This is a genomic window from Actinoplanes sichuanensis (assembly GCF_033097365.1).
Lineage (GTDB): Bacteria > Actinomycetota > Actinomycetes > Mycobacteriales > Micromonosporaceae > Actinoplanes > Actinoplanes sichuanensis.
The window spans coordinates 10,872,012-10,894,903 of the sequence record NZ_AP028461.1 but is presented as its reverse complement, the minus strand read 5'-3'; the positions used below and the strand labels follow the sequence as shown (position 1 = coordinate 10,894,903).

Sequence of the window (22,892 nt, the reverse complement as noted above, 5' to 3'; positions counted from 1 at the left end):
CTCGGTGATCCATAGACTGGATTGATACGTTGGCCGCATGCTCGACGTCACCCGGCTGACCGTGCTGGCCGCGGTCGCCCGCCACGGATCGGTCACCGCTGCGGCCCGGGCGCTGCACTACGCGCAGCCGTCGGTCAGTCACCACCTGGCCCGGCTGGAAGCCGAGACCGGCAGCCGGCTCCTGCAACGGGTCGGTCGGGGCGTGCGGCTGACCGAGGCCGGCCGGCTCCTCGCCGAACGCGCCGAGGAGATCCTGGGCCGGATCGCGGCCGCCGAGGTCGAGCTGGCCGAGTTGACCGGGCTCCGGGCCGGCCGGGTCCGGCTGGCCGCGTTCCCGTCCGCGCTGGGCACGTTCGTCCCGGTCGCGGCGGCCGGTTTCACCACCGCCCATCCCGGCGTCGACCTGCGCTTCACCGAGGCCGAGCCGCCCGCCGCGATCCGGCTGCTGCGGGGCGGTGAGGTCGACGTCGCCCTGGTCTTCGCCCATCCCGGCGAGTCCGTACCGGACCTCGCCGCACCGGACCCGGGCGGCGTCCGTTCCGAAACGCTGCTGGAGGAGCCGTCCTATCTGGTGGTTCCGGCGGGCTGGGCGGGTGACCGGCTCGCCGATCACCGGGACCGCCCGTGGATCGGCGGCTGCGAGCGGTGCCGCAGCCGCCTGGTCGCCGCCTGTGCGGCCGAGGGCTTCGTCCCGGACATCCGGTTCACCACCGACGACTATGTGGCGGTGCAGGCGCTGGTGGCCGCCGGGATGGGCGCGACCACCCTGCCGGCGCTGGCCCTGGCCGCCCACCGCGACCCCCGGGTGCGGGCGGTACGGCTGCCCGGGCCGGGCCGCCGGGTGTCGGTCGCGGTCCTCGGCGAACCGCCCGATCCGCCGGCGACCTCGGCGCTGCTCGACCAGATCAGGGCCGCGGCCCCAGCGATCGTCCGGTAGCAGAACCGCCGCGGCTGTCCGGGAGCGGTGGCCTCAGACCGCGCAGCCGTCGGCGGCGGGCGGCAACGGGACCGGGACACCGATCGACGGCAGACCGAGCGAGACGCCCTTCAGCTTCGGGGTACGGCCGGCCTCGAAGGCGTCGCCGGCACGGGTCCGGCGGTGGCTCAGCGGGTCGCCGTCGGCGTTGAGATGGTGCGGGGCGGCGTAGGTGATCACCGTCTCGACGATGTCGCCCGGACGCGGGGCCCGGTCGCCGGTCAGCTCACCCGTGGCGAAGTGCACCAGACGGCCGTCACGCGCGCGGCCGCTCATCCGGCCGGTGCGCTCGTCCTTGCGGCCCTCGCCCACCGCCACCAGGACCTCGACCTTCTCGCCGACCAGCTTCTTGTTCTCCGACCAGGTGATGTCCTCGAGGGTGGCGATCAGCCGGTTGTAACGCTCCTGCACGACCGCCTTCGGGACCTGCTCCTCCATCGTCGCGGCCGGGGTGCCGGGGCGCTTCGAATACTGGAAGGTGAAGGCGCTGGAGAACCGGGCCCGGCGGACCACCTCGAGGGTCTGCTCGAAGTCCTCGTCGGTCTCGCCGGGGAAACCGACGATGATGTCGGTGGTGATCGCGGCGTCCGGCATGGCGGCCCGGACCTTCTCGATGATTCCCAGGTACTTCTCCTGGCGGTAGCTGCGGCGCATCGCCTTCAGCACGGTGTCCGAGCCGGACTGCAGCGGCATGTGCAGCGAGTGGCACACGTTGGGCGTCTCGGCCATCGCGGCGATCACGTCGTCGGTGAAGTCCTTCGGGTGCGGGCTGGTGAACCGGACCCGCTCCAGGCCCTCCACCTCGCCGCAGGCGCGCAGCAGCTTGCCGAAGGCGAGCCGGTCGCCGAACTCGACCCCGTAGGAATTCACGTTCTGCCCGAGCAGGGTCACCTCGAGGACCCCCTCGGCGACCAGGGCGCGCACCTCGGCCAGGATGTCGCCGGGCCGGCGGTCCTTCTCCTTGCCGCGCAGGCTGGGCACGATGCAGAAGGTGCAGGTGTTGTTGCAGCCGACCGAGATGGAGACCCACCCCGCGTACGTCGACTCGCGCTTGGTCGGCAGCGTGGAGGGGAAGACCTCGAGTGACTCGAGGATCTCGACCTGCGCCTCCTCGTTGTGCCGGGCGCGCTCCAGCATCGCCGGCAGCGAGCCGATGTTGTGGGTGCCGAAGACGACGTCGACCCAGGGCGCCTTCTTGACGATGTCGCCCTTGTCCTTCTGGGCGAGGCAGCCACCGACCGCGATCTGCATGCCGGGGTTCTTGAGCTTGGTGGGGCGCAGGTGGCCGAGGTTGCCGTAGAGGCGGTTGTCGGCGTTCTCCCGTACCGCACAGGTGTTGAAGACGACCACGTCCGCCGCGTCGGCCTCGGGGGCGCGCACGTAGCCGGCGTCCTCCATCAGGCCGGAGATCCGCTCGCTGTCGTGCACGTTCATCTGGCAGCCGTAGGTGCGCACATCGTAGGTGCGCGGGGCGCCCGGAGTCTCGGTAGTCATGGCAATTGACCAGGCTACCCCTCACGCCGCGGCGGGCCGCTCCGGCGTCGGGTCCGGTTTCCACCGCGATCGGTCACAACCGGCCGGGGCGGCGCACGCCGGGTCGTGGCCGGTGCAGGCGCGCACGTGCCGCCGCTCGGTGCCGTCGTCGGTCTCCCGTTCGTCGACGTGCACCGCCCTGATCGTGCCGTCGGGCTCGCACAACACGTACCGCGAAGGGTTGAGGGTGTCGTCGGGAAGCAGGACCGCGGCACCAAGCCGGACCGCGACGGCGCCGGCGATGGTCTCCTCGACGACGCCGGCGGGTGTCAAGTAGATGTCGACCATCGTCGGGAAGTCTCCGCCGACGTGATAGACGTCGCAGAGCAGATCCGCGCCGGCGACCATGCCGTGCACCTGACGTTCCAGAGCGCCGGCGAGCGCACCCATCACCCGGTCCGGATCGGCCCGGCCGGCGATGCACCAGTTCCACGGGCCGTCCGCCATAAAGTCCATGGTCCGGACCCCTCTCTCAGCGCATTGGCTGTGTTACCGCTCCGTGACCATTCTCGACACATTCCGATACGGACGGGCCCATAGGGTGTGTCCATTCGAGTGAACCGACAACGAGCGGATGGACCAGGGGTGACAGGCGAGGCTCTCATCGTCCTTGAGAACGTCAACAAGTGGTTCGGCCCCTTGCACGTGCTACAGGACGTCGACCTGTCTGTCGCGCGCGGCGAGGTCGTGGTCGTCATCGGACCCTCCGGGTCCGGTAAGTCCACGCTGTGCCGTGCCATCAACCGGCTGGAGCCGATCGACTCCGGCACGATCACCTTCGACGGGCGGCCACTTCCGGCCGAGGGCCGTGCTCTGGCACGGCTACGCAGCGAAGTCGGCATGGTGTTCCAGTCCTTCAACCTCTTCGCGCACAAGACCATCCTGCAGAACGTGATGCTGGGCCCGGTCAAGGTGCGCAAGGAGAAGCCCGCGGCGGTACGTGACCGCGCCATGGGCCTGCTGGAGCGGGTCGGCATCGCCAATCAGGCCGACAAGTACCCGGCTCAGCTCTCCGGCGGCCAGCAGCAGCGTGTCGCGATCGCGCGGGCTCTCGCCATGCAGCCCAAGGCGCTGCTCTTCGACGAGCCCACCAGTGCGCTCGACCCGGAGATGGTGGGCGAGGTGCTGGACGTGATGACCTCGCTGGCCCGCGACGGCATGACGATGGTGGTCGTCACCCACGAGATGGGTTTCGCCCGGCACGCGGCCGACCGGGTCGTGTTCATGGCCGACGGCCAGCTCGTCGAGCAGGCGACGCCGGAGGAGTTCTTCGCGAACCCGCGGAGCGACCGGGCCAAGGACTTCCTTTCCAAGATCCTCACGCACTGAGCGTCCTCACCGGCGCCAGCCCTCAGAGCCGCCACACGACGGCGGTTCTGATCGAAAAGGAGATGAAGTATGCGTTTCACTCGTGCAGCCGTTGTGGCCACCGCCGCGGCTCTGACTTTCGGCCTGACCGCGTGTGGCGGCGACAAGACCGAGTCGGGTGACACCGGCTCCAGCAAGTCGTTCGCCGCCGGTAGCACCATGGAGAAGCTCAACAAGGCTCAGGCGATCAAGGTCGGCACCAAGTTCGACCAGCCCGGCTTCGGCCTGAAGGGCCTGTCCGGCAAGCCGGAGGGCTTCGACGTCGAGGTCGCGAAGATCATCGTCAAGGAGCTCGGCATCCCCACGGACAAGATCGAGTTCGTCGAGACGACCTCGAAGATCCGCGAGGACGCGATCGTGAACAACAACGTCGACTTCATCGTGGCGACGTACACGATCAACGACAAGCGCAAGGAGCGCATCGCCTTCGCCGGGCCGTACTACGAGGCCGGCCAGAACATCCTGGTCAAGGCGGACGACGCGACGATCACCGGCCCGGACGCCTTCAAGGCGGGCGACAAGAAGGTCTGCTCGGTCACCGGCTCGACCCCGGCCGAGACGATCAAGACGTACGTCAAGGACGTCGCCACCCAGCTGGTGCTCTTCGACACCTACGACAAGTGCATCACCGCCCTGGACGGCGGCCAGGTCAACGCCGTGACCACGGACAACGTCATCCTCCTGGGCTACATCGCCAAGAACGAGGGCAAGTACAAGCTGGCCGGCGACAACTTCACCAAGGAGCCGTACGGCATCGGCGTGAAGATCGACGACAAGGACTTCCGGTCGTTCATCAACGACACGCTGGAGAAGGCCTACAAGGACGGCAGCTGGAAGAAGGCGTGGGACGACACCGCCGGCAAGTTCGGCGCTGAGCTCGGCACCGCCCCGGCCGTCAACCGCTACTGATATCAACCGCTGATCCGGGGAGCTTCCGCCCGTGAGTGTGCTAGTAGACAAGTTCGACGTCTTCGCGGGCGGTTTCTGGCTCACCCTCCAGATCTGCGTGCTCGCCGCGATCGGCGCCCTCATCCTGGGCGCCGTCGTGGCGGTGCTCCGCATCTCACCGGTGCCGCCGCTGCGCGCGCTCGGCACCGCGTACGTCACGATCTTCCGCAACATGCCGCTGACCGTGGTGATGTTCTTCGCCGCGTTCGCCCTGCCGGCACTCGGTTCCAACGCCGACTTCCTGCGTATCCCGGGCCTGGACGTGGTCTTCACCCGGCTCAGCACCGACCTGCCGTACTTCCGATTCGCCCTGATCGCGCTGACCCTCTACACCGCCGCCTTCGTCTGTGAGGCGCTGCGGTCCGGGATCAACGCGGTGCCGCCCGGCCAGGCCGAGGCCGCCCGCTCACTCGGGCTGACCTTCGGGCAGAACCTGCGGTACGTGGTGCTGCCGCAGTCGTGGAAGGCCTCGATCGTCCCGCTCGGTTCGGTGATCATCGCGATGATCAAGAACTCGGCGCTGATCGGCTTCTTCGGCGTCGTCGGTGACCTCTCACAGAGCGCCGACCAGCTCACCTCGGCCGAGGGTTACGCCTTCATCCCCGTCGCCATCGGCATCTCGATCGGATACCTGATCATGACCGTCCCTCTCGGGGCCCTCCTCGACCGGATCGAGCGGCGGCAGGCGGTGGCGGCCCGATGAGCAGCGTCCTCTACGACGTTCCGGGCCCCCGCCAGCGGCGGCTCACCCTGATCATCAGTGTGCTGGCCGCCCTCCTGGTGGCGGCCGGCGCGTACTACCTGATCTACCTGCCCCTGGACGAGAAGGGGCAGTTCTCGATGGAGCTCTGGGGGCCGCTGATCGACCCCTCGAACGAGAACTTCGTCCTGGTCTGGGAGCGGATCTGGGTCGGCATCGAGAACACGCTGATCGCGGCAGGCCTGGCCATCGTCGCGTCGCTGATCATCGGCACCCTGCTGGCCATCCTGCGGCTGCAGCTCAAGAGCCTGGCCGGCCGCCGGTACGCCGGGCTCTCCACCCCGGTCGCCTACCTGCTGCGCGGTCTCGGCAGCGGGCTGGCCGTACTCACCCGGGTCTGTGTCGAGGTGTTCCGCGGCCTGCCGGTGGTCATCACGATCTTCTTCGTCGCACGCGGCCTGCCCGAGTTCGGCGTCACCCTCGAGACGCTGTGGTACCTGGTGATCGGCCTGACCGTCTACAACGGTGTGGTCATCGCCGAGATCCTGCGCTCCGGTATGGAGGGCCTGCCGTTCGGCCAGCGGGAGGCGGCGGTCGCGATCGGGCTCTCGCCGTTCCAGACCACCACGCTGATCCTGCTGCCACAGTCCTTCCGGATCATGCTGCCGGCGCTGATCAGCCAGCTCGTCGTGGTCCTCAAGGACACCTCGCTCGGCTTCATCATCAGCTACGAGGAGACCCTGAACATCGGCAAGCAGATCATCGGCGTGCTGAGCAACCCGATCCAGGTCTACTTCGTGATCGCGGTGCTGTTCATCCTGGTGAACTATTCGCTGTCGAAGCTCGCCCAGTACGTCCAGCGCCGGCTCGCCCGCGGGCGCAAGACCGCCGCGCTCCCGACCGCCTCGGAAGTGGCCACGCCGGTCGACGCGGGCGCCAACGTCTGACGCCATTCCGGTCACGCTTTGATTCTCGCGAATCGCTGACGCGTCACCCGGCTCTTCGGCGGCCGTTCCGACGGACGCCCACCGAAGAGCCGGGCATCAACGATTACTGCACGGTGCAGTAGGCGTCGTATCGTTCTTCACCGCTCTGCCAACGACACACGGCCGAATGCGTGTCTTTGATTTTGGTCCATTTCCCGTTCGCCACCCACCGATACGGCGCCGACGGGTTCGACGGGCTGTTGAAACGCACGTAATACCCTCCGGCGGGAAGGTTGGTGAAGCGGAAACCGTCGTCGTCGGCAGCATCACCGAGCTGGCAACGCCAGGTCACCGGGTCGATAGTTGCATTTCCCTGCTCATTCCAGATGGAGCAACTCGACGGACCGCCGGCGATGAACCTGGCGATCTGCATGGTGTAGGGAACAGTGAGGTTGATAGCCGATCCACCCAGCAACGCAGCGGCCGCAGGAGCCGCCGCACGCTGTTCAGCGGCGCTCGCGGGTGACGCGAGCCCAACCACCGCAACAGCTCCCGCAACGAGAGAGGAAAATGCCTTCATCGATCTCATGCGGGAGACGCTACATTCGATCAGATGATTCTGCCGCCCCGTCGGTGGCCGATGCCGATCAGCGGGCAAGCTCCGTTACCCGGGACTCTCGTACGACGGTGACGCGGATCTGGCCCGGGTAGGTCAGCTCCTCCTCGATCTGCTTCGCCACGTCACGGGCCAGCACGGCGGCGCCGATGTCGTCGATGTCGTCGGGGCGCACCATCACCCGGATCTCCCGGCCGGCCTGCATCGCGAAGACCTTCTCCACACCGGCTTTGCCGCCGGCGATCTCCTCGATACGTTCCAACCTCTTGACGTACGCCTCCAGGCTCTCCCGTCGGGCGCCGGGCCGTCCCCCGGAACACGCGTCGGACGCCTGCGTGAGCACGGCCTCGATGGTCTGCGGCGGCACCTCGTTGTGGTGCGCTTCGATGGCGTGGACGATGTCCTCGTGCTCGCCGTACTTGCGGGCCATGTCGGCGCCGATCAGCGCGTGACTGCCCTCCACCTCGTGGGTCAGCGCCTTACCGATGTCGTGCAGGAACGCCGCCCGCTTCATCGTCGGCACGTCCAGGCCCAGTTCAGCCGCCATGATCCCGGCGATGTGCGCGGTCTCCACCAGATGCTTCAGCACGTTCTGGCCGTAGCTCGTCCGGTATCGCAGCCGGCCCAGCAGTTTCACCAGCTCCGGGTGGATGTTGGTGATCCCGACGTCGACCAGGGCCTCCTCGGCCGCCCGGTCACACAGCCGCTCCACCTCGTTCTTCGCGCTGTCGAAGACCTCCTCGATCCGGTGCGGATGGATCCGGCCGTCCAGCACCAGTTTCTCCAGCGTCAGGCGGCCCACCTCCCGGCGTACCGGATCGAAACAGGAGAGAAGGACCGCCTCCGGGGTGTCGTCGATGATCAGGTTGACGCCGGTGGTCGACTCGAACGCCCGGATGTTGCGGCCCTCACGGCCGATGATCCGGCCCTTCATCTCGTCGCTCGGCAGGTGCAGGACACTGACCACGCTCTCCGCGGTCTGCTCGCTGGCGATCCGCTGGATGGCGTCGACCACGATGTGCCGGGCCCGGGTGTCGGCGGTGCTCCGCGCGTCTGTCTCGATGTCCCGGACCAGGATCGCGGCCTCCCGCTTAGCCTGCCCCTCGATCGCCTCGATCAGTTCGGTGCGCGCCGTCTCCGCGGTCAGGCCGGCGATCCGCTCCAGCTCGCGGCGCTTCACCTCGTCCGCCTTGGCGAGTTCCGCCTCCCGCGACGCCAGCGCCGACTCCCGCTTCGACAGGTCCGACTCCAGGGCGGCGATCCGACGCTCCCGCTCGACCAGGCGCTCCACCTCTTCGCCGTGCAGCCGCTCCCGCTCGTCGATCCGGCCGGCGCGGCGCTCCACCTCGGCGGCCTGCTCCTTCACCGTCGCGTTCAATAGAGCGATCTCTCGCTCCCCGGAACGACGAGCCGCGGCCCTCAGCTGTTCGGCGTCGGTCTCGGCCTGACGGTGGGCGTGTTCGAGGATCGTGTCGGCCTCACCGTGGGCGGTCTCCAGGACCCGGCGTGCCTCGGCCCGGGCGGCGTTCGCCTCGGCTTTCGCGGCTGCGGTCTCCGCCCGTACCGAAGCGGCCTTGGCTTTTGCGTCCTCGACCTTCGCCTGGGCGTCACCGACCGCCTGCTCGCGCCGATCCTGGGCATCCTGCCGATCGGTGTGCAGCACGCGCAGCGCACGCGCCCCGAGGACGAGCCCGGCTATCACCGACGCGGCAAGCACGATGATCGCAACCACGAGCACCCAGTCCACGGGGGTCATCTCGCCGCGTCTCCCTTCGCCGCCGACGCTGTGCACGCGCGGACTCTCTGCGGGATGCCCGACCAAGGCAGCTGACCGCGGGCGGCACCGGCCCGGGTGTCACGCGCTCCGCCTTCGGCCACCCCGAGCTTCCAGTCTCCGTCCGAACGGCCCTCGCCGCCCGATGCAAGCGGACTCGTCCGCTTGTCCGGGTCCGCCGGCCGTGCGGGACATCGCCGCACGTTGCCGCCTGACCTGCCCTGTCCGGTTTCCGGCGGGTCGGCGGTCCGGCCTTCGACGGGGTTGGCTGGTTCGGGCTTTCGCCCTGGTCAGCCTTCCTGCCTGGTGGCTTTTCCGCTTGGCCCGCTTTCCCGGTTGGGTCGGCTCGCCTGGGCTTTCCCTTGGGCCGGCTCGCCCGTGTGGGTCGGCTTTCCCGTTGGGTCCGCCTTCCCGTCGGGTCGGCTTTCCCTTGGACCAGCCAGCCCGTGTCGGTCGGCTTCCCCGTTGGGTCGGCCTTCCCCTCGGGTCCCGCTTTCCCTCGGGTCCGCTTTCCCTTGGACCAGCCAGCCCGTGTCGGTCGGCTTTCCCGTTGGGTCAGCTTTTCCTGGGCCGGCTCGCCCGCGTGGGTCGGCTCTCCCGTTGGGCCGGCTCGCCCGCTGGGTCGGCTTTCGCCCGTGGGCCAGCTTTCCGCCTGGGTCGGCTTGGGCGGCATCGGCCGGGCCGGTCGCGGCTCGGTTTCCGTCGGCTTCGGTCGTCTGGCTCGACGGTCGGGCTCTACCGGGTCGTCCGGCGCCGGTCGCACATTGCGTCCGTCATCCGGTTTCTCCGGACGTAGGGAGGACAGCCGCGTCGGATGATCACGGTGCGCCCATCCGAACAGCGTTTCCCTGCGTAGCCTCGCCGCCCTGGTCGCCTCACCGGATCGGAAACATCGTTACAGTCCGTGGGATACGACGATGGCTCGAGCGAACATCGTCGCCCGAGACCCGTCTGATCCCCCGGCCGGCTTCGAAGAGCCCTGCCAGCGAGCCGCCCACCGGACGCTCGAATCAGGAGTGTGTGGAGTTGTGGGGTTGACCGCCGGTATGTCGCGCCGTCCGCCGCGCGGTCAGCGGCCGACGGAGGCAACCATCGAGCGAAAACCGCCCAAGTGATGCCGTAATGTAATGCGATCTATGTTGTGCCTGTTGCATGCGATGGTCGAACAAACCTTGTGTAACGCGAGGCTAGGTCGCAAGCACCGCTTCGGTCAAGGACTCATGATTCGGCAGCGGATAGGACGTACGGCACAGAGATGCTTACGCCCAGCTCACGATCCCACGGGACAATTCCAGACGTACCACGCGATCGCGCCCTTCCCTCCTCAGCCGTAACCATTATCGCCACCGACGCCACCGCCGAAGCGCACGACACGGAGCGTGACAACGACCCGAAGTGACGGAACGTATCAGCCACCACGACCTCGAAGCCGCCGCGTGATATCGGGCCGAACGGTCACCAGAGGAGCGATCCTCACATCAGGACTATATCGGCGAACGCCCTGGCCACCGGCATCAACGGCCGGGCTCAGTAGCCGACACCACTTTCCCGGCTCCCGAGGCGAAGCCTCCCGACCGCACCGAGCCGCCGCGCTTCCGCAGTCGGTCCGCCCACCGCTTCCCTCACCCGTCGCTGTCCGCCTCACCGACGCACTGCTGCGGGCTCGCCGCTCCGTCCGGCCCATCGGTCATGCCGAACCGGGACGCCAGCCGTCGCCGCAGCCGAGGCCCGGACCGTCAGGGGGCACCCCCGTGTCACCGGGCCAGGTGGCCGGGGTCACGCCTAGGACTGGAGGTCTTCGGCTTCGTCGGCGAGGGCGTCCGGGTCGATCGCGTCGGCGAATTCGGCGGCTTCGGCGTCTCGGGCAGCCAGCGCGTCCTTGACCGCTCGAATGGCGACCCCGGCTGGGTAGCCCTTTCGGGCGAGCATCGCGACCAGCCGGCGGAAGATGGCGTCGGGCGTACCCCTCGCCGTGCGGAGTTTCCGGTCCACCAGGGTCCGGGCCGCTGATGCCTCGGCCTCGTCGTCGACCGCCTCCAGCGCCTCGACCGCGACTTCCGCGTCGACGCCACGCTGCCGCAGCTCATTGGCGAGCGCCCGGCGGGCCAGCCCACGGCCGTGGTGCCGGCTGGAGACCCAGGCGCGCGCGAAGGCCGCATCGTCGATGATCCCGACCTCGTCGTAGCGGTCGAGGACCTCGGCGATCACCTCCTCGGAGATCTCCTTGCGGACCAGCACCTTCGCCAGCTCAGCCCGGGTCCTCGGGCGAACCGCCAGCTGGCGCAGGCAGATCTCCCGGGCCACCTCGGACTCACTGCGCGGCGGCTCTGCCCGCGCCGGGGTGTCACCGTCACGGAACGCCCCGGTGGTTGGAGCGCCGCCCGGGAACGCACCGATGGATGGAGCGCCGTCCGGGAACGCCCCGGCGGATGGGGCGCCACGGCGGCCGCGACGCCCCGTGGAACGTCGCGGCTCGTCCGTATCGTCGCCCGATGTCGTGCCGGCGCCGGTCCGGGGCGGAATGGCATCCCATCCCCGCCCGGACCGTGCGCCGCGCCGTCCGGCCATCGCGGACTACCGGATCAGAAGTCGACCGGCGGCAGTTCCGGGCCACCGGCGGCATCGCCGGCACCGGCCTGGCCGACACCGAGCTTCTCCAGGATCTTCTTCTCGATCTCGGCGGCGACGTCCGGGTTCTCCTTGAGGAACTCCCGGGCCTTCTCCTTGCCCTGGCCGAGCTGGTCGCCGTCGTAGGTGTACCAGGCACCCGACTTGCGGATGATGCTCTGCTCGACGCCGACGTCGATGAGCGAGCCCTCCCGGGAGATGCCCTTGCCGTACATGATGTCGAATTCGGCCTGCTTGAACGGCGCGGCCACCTTGTTCTTGACGACCTTGACCCGGGTCCGGTTACCGACGACGTCGGTGCCGTCCTTCAGAGCCTCGATACGCCGAACGTCGAGACGGACCGACGCGTAGAACTTCAGGGCCCGACCACCGGTCGTGGTCTCAGGTGAACCGAACATCACACCGATCTTCTCGCGAAGCTGGTTGATGAAGATGGCGGTCGTGCCCGAGTTGTTCAGAATACCGGTGATCTTCCGAAGGGCCTGGCTCATCAGACGGGCCTGAAGACCGACGTGACTGTCGCCCATCTCACCCTCGATCTCGGCACGCGGCACGAGGGCCGCCACCGAGTCGATGACGATGATGTCGAGGGCACCGGAGCGGATCAGCATGTCCGCGATCTCGAGAGCCTGCTCACCGGTATCCGGCTGGGAGACCAGCAGGGCGTCGGTGTCGACACCGAGAGCCCGGGCATATTCCGGGTCGAGGGCGTGCTCGGCGTCGATGAACGCCGCGAGACCGCCCGCCTTCTGTGCGTTGGCCACCGCGTGCAGGGCGACCGTCGTCTTACCGCTCGACTCGGGGCCGTAGACCTCGATGACCCGGCCGCGCGGCAGACCGCCGACGCCGAGCGCCACATCGAGGGCGATGGAGCTGGTGGGGATGACGGCCATCTGCTGGACCGGGCGCTCCCCGAGCCGCATCACCGAGCCCTTGCCGAACTGCTTGTCGATCTGTGCCAGCGCCAACTCGAGCGCTTTCTCCCGATCAGGTGTTCCTGCCGCCATTCCCGCCACCCCTGTATTCGACTTCGTGCTCTTCGTCGACGAGCTCTTGTTCACCACGGTCGACACGTTAGGCGAGGGGTACGACAAAAATCTCCCGCCCTGTCGTGTGCTGTGGATGACCGAGCCGCTGTGGACAATAGCCGAACACCTGTACGACGATCGAGTGACACGCCAGAACAGGCGTACTAAAAGCGGCTCAACGCAGGCTGGACGGCACCCGATCGGGGTACGCGGTCACCACAGCGCGCCAGATGGTAGCGGTTTCGACACCCTGAGCAATGGCCTCGTCTATGGTTCGTCCGCCGAGCTCCGTGAAGGAGTGGTCGGCCGCGATGCTATGGGCATAGGCGGAGCCGAAGCTCTGTTCCAGGCGTTCCCAGAAATCTGTCAACCGCACCGGAGAAGGGTACCCAGACGCGACTCCGCCGCACCTCAGGCGACCGCCGCTGCCGCCACCCGGAGATCGTCGACGAGACCGCGGTACGCCGTCTCCCGATCGTCGGCCCGCAGCACCGCCGACGGATGGATCGTGGCCAACGCCTGGATCTCCGCGATGGGGAAGTCCTCGGGATGCTGGGCCGAGGCGGGCCACGGCATCAGCCGCCCACGTGACCTGGTCACCCGGAAGTCCGGTCCGAGCAGCGCCTTTCCCGCGGACGCGCCGAGGATCACCACCAGCTTCGGCTTGAGCAGTGAGAACTCGGACACCAGCCAGGGTCGGCAGGCCTCGATGTGGGCCGGGCCCGGCGTCTGGTGGATCCGGCGGCTGCCCCGCAACTCGAAACGGAAGTGCTTGAACACTTCTATTGAGAGTTCTCGTGTTGCAGTACCAGCGTGTTGCGCTGGCTAGATCACCAGGAGCCCGACTCACCCGTGGGCACTGACCGCAGGTGGTTCCGTCCGTGGGGTGGGGGAACCTGTTGCTCGTCTGAAGGTGACTGCCTGGCCGCTGCGGCGGCGAGGTCGCGTTCCAACTGCCTGATCCTCATGATCGCGACCGCGAGGTTCTCGGCATACTGCTCGTTTTTGGCTTCTAACTCCTGGATCGTTTCGTTTCTCTTGCTCACGGTGTCGCGCAGTTCCGTGATCTCCTTGCGGAGCCGGATGACAACCGCCGGCTCGCGTTCGACCCCCGAACGTTCGACCTCGGCGTAGAACAGATCGCGAAGGTCGGTGTGCTTGTTGACCAGGTGGTGCCGTTTGAGCCCGGCCTCTTCTGCGAGGTCCTTGACGGTCAACTTCCGGTTCGTGGTGCCGGCCAGGACGCGGGTCATCGCGGCTAGGATCGCGCGTCGCTCGGGGTGGTCGGCGTTCGGGACCTCCCAGGTCGATGCGCTGCTCATGCTGCCGCCTTGTGGTCGTGGACGATCTGATCGATGTCTGCGATGCGCTGATGGAGTCGAGCGGCGATCGGTTCGGGAACCTGCGTAGCCTCGGTTGCGAGACCCTCGCGTTCTTCGCGGAGGGCGGCGATGTGTCGGTCGGTGCGTGCGATGTTGGCGCAGGAGCGTGCGCAGTTGTCCAGGGCGGGCGTGCTCCGGGTGGTGCTCGACGGGCTGGTGCCCGCGTGGCAGCGGGAGGTAGCGGCGTCGAAGACGCAGAGAACCATCGTGTTCGGGTTGTCGAAGATCTGCAGGCCGGGCGTCTTGCGCATCCGCTTGGCCTCCTTGTCGGTCCAGGTCGTGCCGGCGAAGTCAGTCTCGTAGCGCATGAGGGCCGATGACAGCCGGGCGGCAGCCGGCCCGCTCACGGTGGTGCCGGACTCCTGTTCCTCGACGAGCGAGTCGAGCAGTTCGACCACTTTCGTCATGCGCTCGAAGTCGATGAGACCTTGCAGGCCCGCTTCAGATCGGCCGGCGTAGCCCTGACCGGTGACGATGTTCAGGTGGCCGTATTGAACGCCGAGCGCGACCTCGCCGAGGGGCTGGCGGGCGATGTGGAAGGCCAGGGTGCGACGGAAGCGGCGGAGGGTGATGTTGCCCTCGGATTCGACGTCGATGGGCTTTCGGCCGGTCTGCGGCGCGAGCACCGCGTTGACGTGACTGACGAAGTCGGTGATGCGGTTGTTGGCGACCGCAACGGTGAGGGCTCCTCCTTGCCGCACCGCCTTGCGCATCCGCAGACGCGGGAAGAGAAGGCCGCTGCTGTCCGTCGCTTTCGCCGCGATGGCCGCGGCTCGGATCGCGCGTGCACCCGCTTCGATCGTCAGCCACGGCTGCTTGCGGGCTCGGCCTTGAGTGAGTTGACGACCTTCGTCGTCGCGCACGTTCTTGAACGCCCGTCCCCGCACTTCGTAGCGGATGCCGCCGGTGTCATTTTCGACGATCTTGAGGCAGTCCGTGCGCAAGGACAGGACCTCTTGTGGCCGCATGCCCGTGAGGTAGGCGATCACGGTGATGCTGGCCGCGGTGATCCTCGTGATTTCACGGTTACGCAGGGACGGATTGCGCTTGTTGCCGTAGGTCTTCAGGAAGTCGTCGATGCAGTCGATGGCGCAGGTCAGCAACGTGCTGATGCTTTCGCTGCTGATCGGCGGGGTTGAGTTTTCGGTCCGGCGTGTGGCTTCGCCGATGAAGCGTTTGTAACCGGTGCCGAGCCACGGGGGCCGCATGATCTGGGCGTCGCGGCCAATCAGCCATGAGTGCCCGTAGAGGCGCGTGACGCCCACGAGCCCCTGCAGTCGCGTGGTCTCGGCGGCGTAGGTCTCTCGGAGGTGTGTGGCCCATGCGCGTAGGTCGGCGTCTTCCACCTCGCTGAGGCTCTCGATCGAGGGCTTGGCGTGTTCGAGCCAGCGGGCGAACAGACGCCACTGCGCGATGACAACGTGTGCCGTGCCGGGCGCTGGGTGCGACACGAGGCCGACATTGCGCAGGTTGATCAGGTCAGGATTCAGCCCTTTGTTGATCATGGTCCATCCTGCCGCCCGGAAGGTCTCGCGGAACCGGGCGGGAAAGGTCGACCAGGTGACGCGCAGGGAGTTCGGACTATCCCCGTGGTCGAGCAGCGATAGGGCCCATTCGTCGTCGCCGTAGCGCGGCAACCGCGCCCCGGAGGCGAGGACATCGGGCCGAACTTGGTCTCGCGGGAACGCCGGCATGTCGGCTGCCCAGGAGATGCGCGCCTCGTCGGAGTGCAGGGGAATGACAGCGGCGCTGGTCATATGTCGTACCTCTTGTTCAGCATGGCGTCGATCAGGGTTGTGTCCACGGGAGTCGCTTTTCCGAAGGCCGCGGCGCGTTCGGCATCGGTGAAGTGCCGGTCGAGCAGGTCGGTGATGCGGAGCCAGTGGGGCATCCATCGCTCCCAGGCCGGGCTGTCGCCCAGGCTCCGGCGCAGCGTGTCGAGGCGGTGATGCAGGTAGACGATCCGAGGTAGTTGTCGCGGGACAACAACAGCGTTTGAGCAGGAAAAACACATCAGGAAGGAGGCGTTGCAGCGTTGACCCTTGTTAAGTGGGCTGTGCTCGACGTCCTTGCACGAGCCGACGGGGGTGTCCAGGACGCCGTCGTCGATCTTCTGTGCGGTCTCGGGGTCCAGGTCGCTTGTCGCGGCCCGCGCTGCGGTCTTGAGCACGGTGGCCTCGGCATGGGCGAGGGCTTCCCGGAGTCCTTGCTCGAACACCGGCTGGCTCTCCGCCCGTACCTGCTTGTCTTTCAGACGGTAAACATTGGCGTTAGTCGCTTCGGTGTGTCCCTGCGGGCCGGTCTGGGTGACGGTGGTCCGGCGCAGCATCTGCAAGTTGAACGCGACGAGTTCTCCATTCTCGTCACGCAGCCCGACCTGGGCAGAGAGGGCGCGCATCTGCTTCGTCGTCACGCTGCCCCGGAGGGGATTCGGGCTGATTAGTAGCGTGTCGTCACCCCGGCGGCCACGACCGTTGAGACTCATCGGCAGGTGGATCAGGAGCCGCTCCGACGGTGCGCCGCGGGCGGCGAGGAGGTCACGCGTGGACGCGGTCATCTCTATCGTCATCCTCAAGACCGCTGCACCGGTCCGGCTAGAGGTCTCGACGAGGTTGTTCGTCATGTGCCGCTGCCGGCCGCGTCGCGGTTTGTCCAGGGCAACGGTGTAAGTCGGCAAGTCGATCTCGCCGTCGTCCGCCCGGGTGACGTCCCGGATGGTCAAACCCATGATGACGCCAGGATTCCAGCCCTCGTGCAGGGCGAACAGCGACATGACGGCAGCGGCTTCCTCGCCGCGCAGGAACAGCCGCTCCATCGCCCGCATCGAGTCGCGTGAGCCGATGACTCGCTGGACCTCGCCGGTGACGTGAGCCGTCGCTGCGGAACGAGGGGCATCGAGGTGGTCTGCGACGTGGGCCAGGATGCGGCCCAGCCGCTCGTCGAGGGTGCCTTCCGCGAAGACCCCCGCCCGGTAGTCCTCCAGGTGCTGCCAGGAGTTCAGGATGCGGCGATGGGCATCGGCGACGATGCGATGCAGGGTCCGCTTGACGGCCTTGGCCTGTTCTTTCGTCAGGCTCTGCTGAACGGCAGCCTCGTGCCGTTTGCTGCGGACGTCGACCGCGCGCAATGTCGCCGGCGTCAACTGACCGGTTCGGCGAAGCAGCGTTTTGACGAGGGACAGCCGCGCGGTAACGACCGAAGCGGGGGTGGCGATCAAATATGCATTCCAGGCCGCGGGCGTCAGATCCCGCAGGTGGCTCAGTTCTCGGCCTGACTCGCTGAACCAGCGCAGAAAGTGCTTGCAGCCGTTGAACGCCGCGAGCGCGGTGGACTTGGAACGCCAGGGGCCGCCGACATCGAGGGCGTCAGCGAAGGCAGCCGCGAGAGCCGTGCGGATCACCAGCGCGCCGGGCATCTCGTCGCCGAAATCCCAGACGCCGAGACTCTCGCCACGTTCGCTGACCGGCATCACCTTTAGGTCGGGCCGTAGCGGCGACGGGCGGGTGTAGCCCCTGGGCGTTGTCGTCGCTGTGGGGGTGTCAGTTGCCACGCAGGTCCTTCGGAACGTCGTAAACCAGGCCGGAGTGCTTGCTGACCAGGGAAAGGATGGTGTCGGTGTCGGCAACCGGGCTGTCATCCTGCGCCATCAGCAGCGTCTGCCAATGCAAACCTCGGACCGGTTCGAGGTACCAGTCCTTCGTTGTCTCGACGCTGGCGTGTCCGAGCAGGTCGCGGACCAGTTCCCAGACGTTGCCGAACAGCGCCTGATACTGCCGCCGCTCGTCCGGAGCCATACCGGACCGCAGCAGGTAGGCGTTCTGGGCTTGGCAGAGCATGTGTAGCGCGTAGGAGTGACGGAGCATGTGGGGTGTGACGTGTTGCTTCAGCCCTTCCCGGACCATGCGCTTGTTCGCCTCGGCGAAGACGCTGTTCCAGCGTTCGATCGGCTGCGGCAGCCCGTTCTCACGCAGCCACAGCCAGAGCGGCTCCAAGCCGTCCTCGGTCTGCTGGAACATGCGCATGCGCTGATCGAGGGGCACGGCGTTGAGGACGTTGCGCTGCGGTGCACCGCCGAACTCATCGGTGTAGGTGACAGTCGCATTTCGGCCCCCGAGCCGGCGTACGTTCGTGACGATCATCTTGTCGGGGATCTCGTCATAGCGGCCGTGGTGCTCAGCGCGCTTGATGGACAGGCGGCGCTGGTCACGGATGTAGGCGTAGACGCGGGTCAGGTGCCGCCGGTCGATGTAGAAGACACGGCCTCGCCGGCCCTTGCCGAGCGCAGCGGCGAGCCAGCCGGACAGCATCGAGGCGTCCTCGTCCAGCCGTGGCAGGTCGATGGTGAGTAGCCCGCCGATCTCGCGTCGCCGCAGTCCGGTGCCGTAGGCGAAGTCCGCGAACGCGACGTTGCGGCTTGTCGTCCTGATCCGTTCGATGCCGCGACGCAGGCCGGCGGCGTTGTAGTCCTCGAATCCGATTCGTCGCCACCGTTCATAGGCGCGTCGGGTCAACCAGCGGACGTCGGAGCGCTGGACGTCGGTCGGCCGCTGCTCAAGCCTGCCTCGACCAGATCCGCCGCGTCCGGTCAACGCTCGATAGACGGCGGGGCTCGTGGCGACGATCTTCCGGTGGACGGCCCAGTCGTAGAGACAGGCGATGGCAGCCAAGATCTTCTGCCAGGTGTCGCCACCAACGAGCCGTTTCCGCCGGTCCTCACTCTTCGTGTCGCGGCAGCGCCAGTATTCGTAGTCGCGCAGGTCTTCGACCGTGGCATCGCGCCAGTCCAGACCGTGCTTCTTCTCGTAGAGGAAGTCGAGCCAGGCCCAGATCTCGTGAGCGTACGTCGTCTGCGTTGAGCGGGCTTTCGCCGCGAGGTCACCGCTGACAGCGAACTCCACCAGGTCGGGGTCCGGCCAACCCTGCGGGCTGATGAAGATGGGATAGGTGGTGCGCCCCATCCGGGCGGCGCTTCGGGCTTGGTCGAACTCTCCCTGTGTCCACAGTTCTGCGACTGTGCCCGAGCCGGAGCGGGGATTTGCCCACTTCATGGCCCAGAAGAAGTCTCGGAGTTGATCAACCACGGCGCGAAGGTAGCAACCGACCCCGACACATCTTGGTGCCCGGACGGTGCAGGCTGGTTGCTGGGAGGACCAGATCGATTCCCGAGTTGCCACCAGGGCGCTTGCAGGGGAGGCCAGAAGATCCTCGTAAGGCTGCGGTCAGTGCCTGCGGGTGAGTCGGGTTCCTGGTGATCTGGCCGGGGTAACACGGTGGTACTGCAACACGATCTGAACTCTCAATAGAACACCGAGTTGGTGATGTACAGATCGGCCGGATCGATACCCGCGTCGTCCACCGCCTCACGGAGCAGACGGCCCGCCGGACCGACGAACGGCAATCCGTGCCGGTCTTCGACGTCGCCGGGCTGCTCACCGACGAACACGATCTTCGCGTGTGGTGCGCCGCGGCCGAACACGGTCTGCGTCGCGTTCTCGAAGAGCTCGCAACCCTGACAGTCCGCCGCCGCCGACTTCAGCTCGTCGATGCTCCGGGGGTGCGGCGGCACCCACTGCTGCGCCCCGACGGGGGTCTGGGTCCATGGCATTGCACCGTTCTACCCGTACCCCCCGACAACATGCCGCTCGGACACCTCCTCCGGAGGGCCGGTCCGCCTGTCGCTCACCGCATCGGGGGGAGGCTGCCGGCCGGGTGGAGGACAGACGCCACCGCCTGGGCCAACTCCGGCGCCTCCACCGGGTCCAGAGTGCTGATCGTGATGCGGATCCCGGGTGGAGAGCTCACCCGGAAGAGTGCCCCCGGAGCGACCGCGTAGCCCCGGTCACGGAGCGCCGCGACCGCATGGGTCTCGTCGGGCACCGGCACCCAGACGTTGATCCCGGTGTCACCGCCCACCTCGACGCCCTCGGCCCGGAGCGCCTCGCGCAGCGCCCGGCGGCGCTTGCCGTAGGTCTCGGCGGCCCGGCCCACCAGCGCGGTCACCTCCGGATCACGCCACAGCCACAGCAGCATCCGCTGGAGCACGGTGGAGACCCAGCCCATGCCGATCCGCATCCGGCCGGCCACCCGGGCGACGGTGGTCTCATCGCCGGCCAGGACGGCGATGCGCAGATCGGGACCGAACGGCTTCGAGGCGGACCGGACGAACGCCCAGGAGCCGGTCACCGGGCCGATGCAGTGTGGCGCCCCCTCGGCCAACTCGGCGGCGTGATCGTCCTCCACGACCAGCACCCCTGGATGGCCGCTCAGCAGCTCACGCAGCCGGCGGGCCCGCTCGGCACTCACCGCGGCGCCGGTCGGATTCTGTGCGCGGACGGTGACGACGACAGCGCGGGCACCGGAACGCAGGGCGGTGGCCAGCGAATCAGGGTCGGGACCGTGATCGTCGACGGCGACCGGGGCGGCCCGCAGGCCGAGCGCCGCCAGCAGGTCGATGAGGGCGGCCCACCCCGGGTCCTCGATCGCCACGGTGTCGCCTGGTCGGAGATGGGCGTTGAAGGCGCGCTCGATCGAGTCGAGTGCGCCGGACGTGACGACGATCTCAGCCCCGGAGACCGGGACGCCTTCGGCGAGGAGCCGGGGCCGCGCGGCGTCGACCAGCTCGGGCATGGTGACCGCGGACGCGTACCCCTGTGGTGGGTTTTGAATCGCCGCCGCGGCGGCGAGGGCCGGCGCGAGCGATGGCAGCAACCGCAGGTCGGGCTCACCCGACGAGAGATCCCGCAGGCCGGACGGGATCGGTGTGTACAGGCCGGCGCGCCGGACGGCCACCGCGGGCCGGGACCGGACCCGGGTGCCGCGGCGCCCCTCGGTCTCGATCACACCGCGCTGCCGCAGCTCCTGGTAGGCCTTGGCGACCGTCGCCGGGCTGACGTGCAGGGATCCGGCCAGAACCCGCACCGAGGGAAGCGCGGCGCCGGCCACCCAGAACCCCTGGAGGACGCCTGTCTCGATGCTGGCCGAAATCTCTGCGGCGCTGTCACCACTGACCTGATACTGTTCTGCCACAGATTCGATTCTGTACTAGTACAGATCAAGACGCAAGCAGAACACGCCGGGGAGGCCCCGATGACCGACCTCTACGCTCCCACGCCCCGCACGACGGCCACCCGCACTCGTAAGCGAATGCACTACGAGCGCGAGACGGCACACGCCGTCCTCGACGAGGCGTTCGACTGCGCGGTCGGCTTCGTCGTCGACGGCGAGCCACGTGTTCTGCCCAACCTGCACGTCCGTATCGGCGAGACTCTCTATCTGCACGGATCCACCGGCGCCCGACTCGGCCTGGCAGCCCGTGGAGACGGCGTCCCGGTATGTGTGACGGTCACCATCCTGGATGGGCTGGTCTACGCCCGGTCTCAGTTCAACCACAGCGCCAACTACCGGTCGGTGGTCGCCCTCGGCAGGGCCCGACCGGTCACCGACGACGCCGAGAAGCTGCGTGTGCTGCTCGCCCTGGCCGACAAGGTGGGCCAGGGCCGCTCCGCGGACAGCCGGCCACCCACCCGGCAGGAGCTGGCCCAGACCTCGGTTCTCGCACTGCCGCTGGCCGAGGTCTCGGTCCGCGTCCGGTCCGGTGGCGTCGGCGACGACCCGGAGGATCTGGCGCTTCCACACTGGGCCGGTGTGCTCCCGTTGCGGACGGTCGCCGGGCCGCCGGAAACCGATCAGGGCGTCGCCGCCGCGCCACCCACCTACCTGCCCGGCCACCCTTCGGAGTGGCAGACGCCTGTCGTGCTGGAGGGGCGGCACGTGCGACTCGAGCCACTCACCCCGGGCCATGCGGTGGGTCTGTTCGAGGCGCTCGACGACGAAGAGGTCTGGCGACACATCCCGTTCCCCCGTCCGCGGACCCCGGAGGAGCTGCTCACCGGGGACATCCTGGGCGTGCTGCGCGGTCAATGGCTCGGCCAGCGCTCCGGGTGGGCCCAGATCGACCCGGCGACCGGCGCGGTGATCGGGATGACCACCTACCACGACATCGACACCAACCTGCGATCCCTCGGCATCGGGCACACCATGGTCGGCCGCAAGTGGTGGCGGACGGGTGTCAACACGGAGGCGAAGCTGATGCTGCTGGAGCGGGCCTTCGACGTGCTCGGCGCCGAGCGGGTGTTCTGGTATACGGACGTGCGCAACGAGCGCTCCCAGCAGGCCATCGCACGGCTGGGAGCCAGCCGTGACGGGGTGATCCGCCGGCAGCGCAGGCGGCCCGACGGCAGCTGGCGCGACACCGTACTGTTCGCGATGACCGCGGACGAGTGGCCCGCCGCCGCCCAGCGTCTCCGGGACCGGTTGAGCCGCTCCACGACCGAGAGAGGCTGACCGATGCTGGGCATCACCGATTTCTGGACCTACGTGCTCGGCGTGGTCGCGATCATCCTTCTGCCAGGCCCCAACTCGATCTTCGTGCTGTCGGTGGGCGCTCAGCGGGGCGTCCGCGCGGGCTATCAGGCGGCGGCCGGGGTCTTTCTCGGCGACGCGGTCCTGATGATCCTGTCCGCTACCGGGGTGGCCTCGCTACTGAGTACCTATCCGCCGCTGTTCCTCGTCCTGAAATACGCGGGTGCCGCCTATCTGGGCTGGGTCGGTCTCAACATCATCCGGGGCGCCTGGAGCAAGTGGCGCAATCGCGCGGAGCTCGCCCCGACCGCCACCGAGGAGCCACCCGCCGAGCTTCAGCGCCCATTCCGTCGGGCGGCCGTGATCAGCCTGCTCAACCCCAAGGCGATCCTGTTCTTCGTCTCGTTCTTCATCCAGTTCGTCGAGCCCGGTTACGCCCATCCCGCGGTGTCGTTCCTGATCCTGGGGGCAGTGGTGCAATTCTTCAGTGCGCTCTATCTGTCCGCGCTGATCTTCGGAGGCCGATACCTCGCCGGGCAGTTCGAGCGGCGCCGGCGTCTCGCTACCGGGGCGGCGACCGCCGTGGGCGCCCTGTTCGTGGGCTTCGGTATCAAGTTGGCGACCGCCAGCGTCGGGTGAGCCGGCCCGGGCC

General features: G+C 68.1%; 19 protein-coding genes and 2 pseudogenes. 7 read left to right on the top strand and 14 right to left on the bottom strand.

Translation table 11 applies throughout. The features are described 5' to 3' along the window. The first annotated feature begins 37 nt into the window (after nucleotides 1-37). Nucleotides 38-937: a LysR family transcriptional regulator gene (locus Q0Z83_RS50115; protein WP_317790632.1), complete on the top strand. Its 900-nt coding sequence runs from the start codon at nucleotides 38-40 to the stop codon at nucleotides 935-937. A 33-nt stretch (nucleotides 938-970) separates the two neighbouring features. Here Q0Z83_RS50115 and miaB read toward each other — a convergent pair whose 3' ends face one another. Both miaB and Q0Z83_RS50105 read right to left on the bottom strand, forming a co-directional pair. After that, a complete protein-coding gene (gene miaB / locus Q0Z83_RS50110) occupies nucleotides 971-2,470 on the bottom strand; it encodes a tRNA (N6-isopentenyl adenosine(37)-C2)-methylthiotransferase MiaB (RefSeq protein ID WP_317790631.1) in 1,500 nt (499 codons plus the stop codon). A 21-nt stretch (nucleotides 2,471-2,491) separates the two neighbouring features. Beyond that, the gene (locus Q0Z83_RS50105) at nucleotides 2,492-2,956 is read right to left on the bottom strand and encodes a hypothetical protein (RefSeq protein ID WP_317790630.1); all 465 of its coding nucleotides are present in this window, start codon (nucleotides 2,954-2,956) and stop codon (nucleotides 2,492-2,494) included. A gap of 138 nt (nucleotides 2,957-3,094) precedes the next feature. Between Q0Z83_RS50105 and Q0Z83_RS50100 the strand changes: the two genes are divergently transcribed. The 4 genes from Q0Z83_RS50100 to Q0Z83_RS50085 all read left to right on the top strand — a co-directional run bounded on the left by Q0Z83_RS50100 (nucleotide 3,095) and on the right by Q0Z83_RS50085 (nucleotide 6,472). Continuing rightward, a complete protein-coding gene (locus tag Q0Z83_RS50100) occupies nucleotides 3,095-3,838 on the top strand; it encodes an amino acid ABC transporter ATP-binding protein (RefSeq protein WP_317790629.1) in 744 nt (247 codons plus the stop codon). Nucleotides 3,839-3,907: 69 nt separating this feature from the next. After that, nucleotides 3,908-4,786, top strand: a complete 879-nt coding sequence (locus Q0Z83_RS50095; RefSeq protein WP_317790628.1) for a glutamate ABC transporter substrate-binding protein — start codon at nucleotides 3,908-3,910, stop codon at nucleotides 4,784-4,786. A gap of 31 nt (nucleotides 4,787-4,817) precedes the next feature. Further along, nucleotides 4,818-5,528, top strand: a complete 711-nt coding sequence (locus Q0Z83_RS50090; RefSeq protein WP_317790627.1) for an amino acid ABC transporter permease — start codon at nucleotides 4,818-4,820, stop codon at nucleotides 5,526-5,528. After that, complete coding sequence (locus Q0Z83_RS50085) at nucleotides 5,525-6,472, top strand: amino acid ABC transporter permease (RefSeq protein ID WP_317790626.1); 948 nt, start codon at nucleotides 5,525-5,527, stop codon at nucleotides 6,470-6,472. Before Q0Z83_RS50090 ends, Q0Z83_RS50085 begins: the two co-directional genes overlap by 4 nt. Nucleotides 6,473-6,575: 103 nt before the next feature. On the opposite strand, the gene Q0Z83_RS50080 is transcribed toward Q0Z83_RS50085, so the two are convergent. The 12 genes and pseudogenes from Q0Z83_RS50080 to Q0Z83_RS50025 form a co-directional block, all read right to left on the bottom strand. Continuing rightward, nucleotides 6,576-7,040, bottom strand: a complete 465-nt coding sequence (locus Q0Z83_RS50080; protein WP_317790625.1) for a hypothetical protein — start codon at nucleotides 7,038-7,040, stop codon at nucleotides 6,576-6,578. A gap of 58 nt (nucleotides 7,041-7,098) precedes the next feature. Continuing rightward, entirely contained in the window at nucleotides 7,099-8,823 is a 1,725-nt protein-coding gene (gene rny / locus Q0Z83_RS50075) for a ribonuclease Y (protein WP_317790624.1), read from the bottom strand. Nucleotides 8,824-10,623: 1,800 nt separating this feature from the next. Beyond that, nucleotides 10,624-11,409 carry a regulatory protein RecX gene (locus Q0Z83_RS50070; RefSeq protein WP_317790623.1) on the bottom strand — a complete coding sequence of 262 codons (786 nt, stop codon included), beginning with the start codon at nucleotides 11,407-11,409 and terminating at the stop codon, nucleotides 10,624-10,626. Nucleotides 11,410-11,423: 14 nt separating this feature from the next. Continuing rightward, nucleotides 11,424-12,476, bottom strand: coding sequence for a recombinase RecA (recA, locus tag Q0Z83_RS50065; RefSeq protein ID WP_317797347.1), 1,053 nt, complete (start codon nucleotides 12,474-12,476; stop codon nucleotides 11,424-11,426). 196 nt (nucleotides 12,477-12,672) lie between these two features. After that, nucleotides 12,673-12,873, bottom strand: a complete 201-nt coding sequence (locus Q0Z83_RS50060; RefSeq protein ID WP_317790622.1) for a DUF3046 domain-containing protein — start codon at nucleotides 12,871-12,873, stop codon at nucleotides 12,673-12,675. A gap of 35 nt (nucleotides 12,874-12,908) precedes the next feature. Next, nucleotides 12,909-13,271: pseudogene (locus Q0Z83_RS50055) on the bottom strand (uracil-DNA glycosylase family protein); the annotation flags it as partial. Nucleotides 13,272-13,327: 56 nt separating this feature from the next. Next, complete coding sequence (locus tag Q0Z83_RS50050; protein WP_317790621.1) at nucleotides 13,328-13,819, bottom strand: hypothetical protein; 492 nt, start codon at nucleotides 13,817-13,819, stop codon at nucleotides 13,328-13,330. Continuing rightward, nucleotides 13,816-15,636, bottom strand: coding sequence for a hypothetical protein (locus Q0Z83_RS50045; protein WP_317790620.1), 1,821 nt, complete (start codon nucleotides 15,634-15,636; stop codon nucleotides 13,816-13,818). The genes Q0Z83_RS50050 and Q0Z83_RS50045 overlap by 4 nt, the downstream gene beginning before the upstream one ends. Next, nucleotides 15,633-17,348: a hypothetical protein gene (locus tag Q0Z83_RS50040; RefSeq protein WP_317790619.1), complete on the bottom strand. Its 1,716-nt coding sequence runs from the start codon at nucleotides 17,346-17,348 to the stop codon at nucleotides 15,633-15,635. The genes Q0Z83_RS50045 and Q0Z83_RS50040 overlap by 4 nt, the downstream gene beginning before the upstream one ends. A gap of 70 nt (nucleotides 17,349-17,418) precedes the next feature. After that, entirely contained in the window at nucleotides 17,419-18,960 is a 1,542-nt protein-coding gene (locus tag Q0Z83_RS50035; protein WP_317790618.1) for a tyrosine-type recombinase/integrase, read from the bottom strand. A gap of 224 nt (nucleotides 18,961-19,184) precedes the next feature. Continuing rightward, nucleotides 19,185-19,484, bottom strand: a pseudogene (locus tag Q0Z83_RS50030) (uracil-DNA glycosylase); the annotation flags it as partial. 74 nt (nucleotides 19,485-19,558) lie between these two features. Further along, complete coding sequence (locus Q0Z83_RS50025) at nucleotides 19,559-20,905, bottom strand: aminotransferase class I/II-fold pyridoxal phosphate-dependent enzyme (RefSeq protein WP_317790617.1); 1,347 nt, start codon at nucleotides 20,903-20,905, stop codon at nucleotides 19,559-19,561. 60 nt (nucleotides 20,906-20,965) lie between these two features. Between Q0Z83_RS50025 and Q0Z83_RS50020 the strand changes: the two genes are divergently transcribed. Beyond that, nucleotides 20,966-22,222, top strand: a complete 1,257-nt coding sequence (locus tag Q0Z83_RS50020; protein WP_317790616.1) for a bifunctional pyridoxamine 5'-phosphate oxidase family protein/GNAT family N-acetyltransferase — start codon at nucleotides 20,966-20,968, stop codon at nucleotides 22,220-22,222. A 3-nt stretch (nucleotides 22,223-22,225) separates the two neighbouring features. Then, nucleotides 22,226-22,879 carry a leucine efflux protein LeuE gene (gene leuE, locus Q0Z83_RS50015; protein WP_317790615.1) on the top strand — a complete coding sequence of 218 codons (654 nt, stop codon included), beginning with the start codon at nucleotides 22,226-22,228 and terminating at the stop codon, nucleotides 22,877-22,879. Nucleotides 22,880-22,892: the final 13 nt, after the last annotated feature.

Excerpts from the sequence above, each read along its gene's own strand:
- Q0Z83_RS50105 (WP_317790630.1), bottom strand. The coding sequence starts at position 2,956 with ATGGCGGACGGCCCGTGGAACTGGTGCATCGCCGGCCGGGCCGATCCG.
- Q0Z83_RS50115 (WP_317790632.1), top strand. The coding sequence starts at position 38 with ATGCTCGACGTCACCCGGCTGACCGTGCTGGCCGCGGTCGCCCGCCAC.
- Q0Z83_RS50085 (WP_317790626.1), top strand. The coding sequence starts at position 5,525 with ATGAGCAGCGTCCTCTACGACGTTCCGGGCCCCCGCCAGCGGCGGCTC.
- miaB (WP_317790631.1), bottom strand. The coding sequence starts at position 2,470 with ATGACTACCGAGACTCCGGGCGCCCCGCGCACCTACGATGTGCGCACC.
- recA (WP_317797347.1), bottom strand. The coding sequence starts at position 12,476 with ATGGCGGCAGGAACACCTGATCGGGAGAAAGCGCTCGAGTTGGCGCTG.
- Q0Z83_RS50070 (WP_317790623.1), bottom strand. The coding sequence starts at position 11,409 with ATGGCCGGACGGCGCGGCGCACGGTCCGGGCGGGGATGGGATGCCATT.
- Q0Z83_RS50050 (WP_317790621.1), bottom strand. The coding sequence starts at position 13,819 with ATGAGCAGCGCATCGACCTGGGAGGTCCCGAACGCCGACCACCCCGAG.
- Q0Z83_RS50020 (WP_317790616.1), top strand. The coding sequence starts at position 20,966 with ATGACCGACCTCTACGCTCCCACGCCCCGCACGACGGCCACCCGCACT.
- Q0Z83_RS50095 (WP_317790628.1), top strand. The coding sequence starts at position 3,908 with ATGCGTTTCACTCGTGCAGCCGTTGTGGCCACCGCCGCGGCTCTGACT.
- Q0Z83_RS50080 (WP_317790625.1), bottom strand. The coding sequence starts at position 7,040 with ATGAGATCGATGAAGGCATTTTCCTCTCTCGTTGCGGGAGCTGTTGCG.
- Q0Z83_RS50040 (WP_317790619.1), bottom strand. The coding sequence starts at position 17,348 with ATGCCGGTCAGCGAACGTGGCGAGAGTCTCGGCGTCTGGGATTTCGGC.
- Q0Z83_RS50045 (WP_317790620.1), bottom strand. The coding sequence starts at position 15,636 with ATGACCAGCGCCGCTGTCATTCCCCTGCACTCCGACGAGGCGCGCATC.
- rny (WP_317790624.1), bottom strand. The coding sequence starts at position 8,823 with ATGACCCCCGTGGACTGGGTGCTCGTGGTTGCGATCATCGTGCTTGCC.
- leuE (WP_317790615.1), top strand. The coding sequence starts at position 22,226 with ATGCTGGGCATCACCGATTTCTGGACCTACGTGCTCGGCGTGGTCGCG.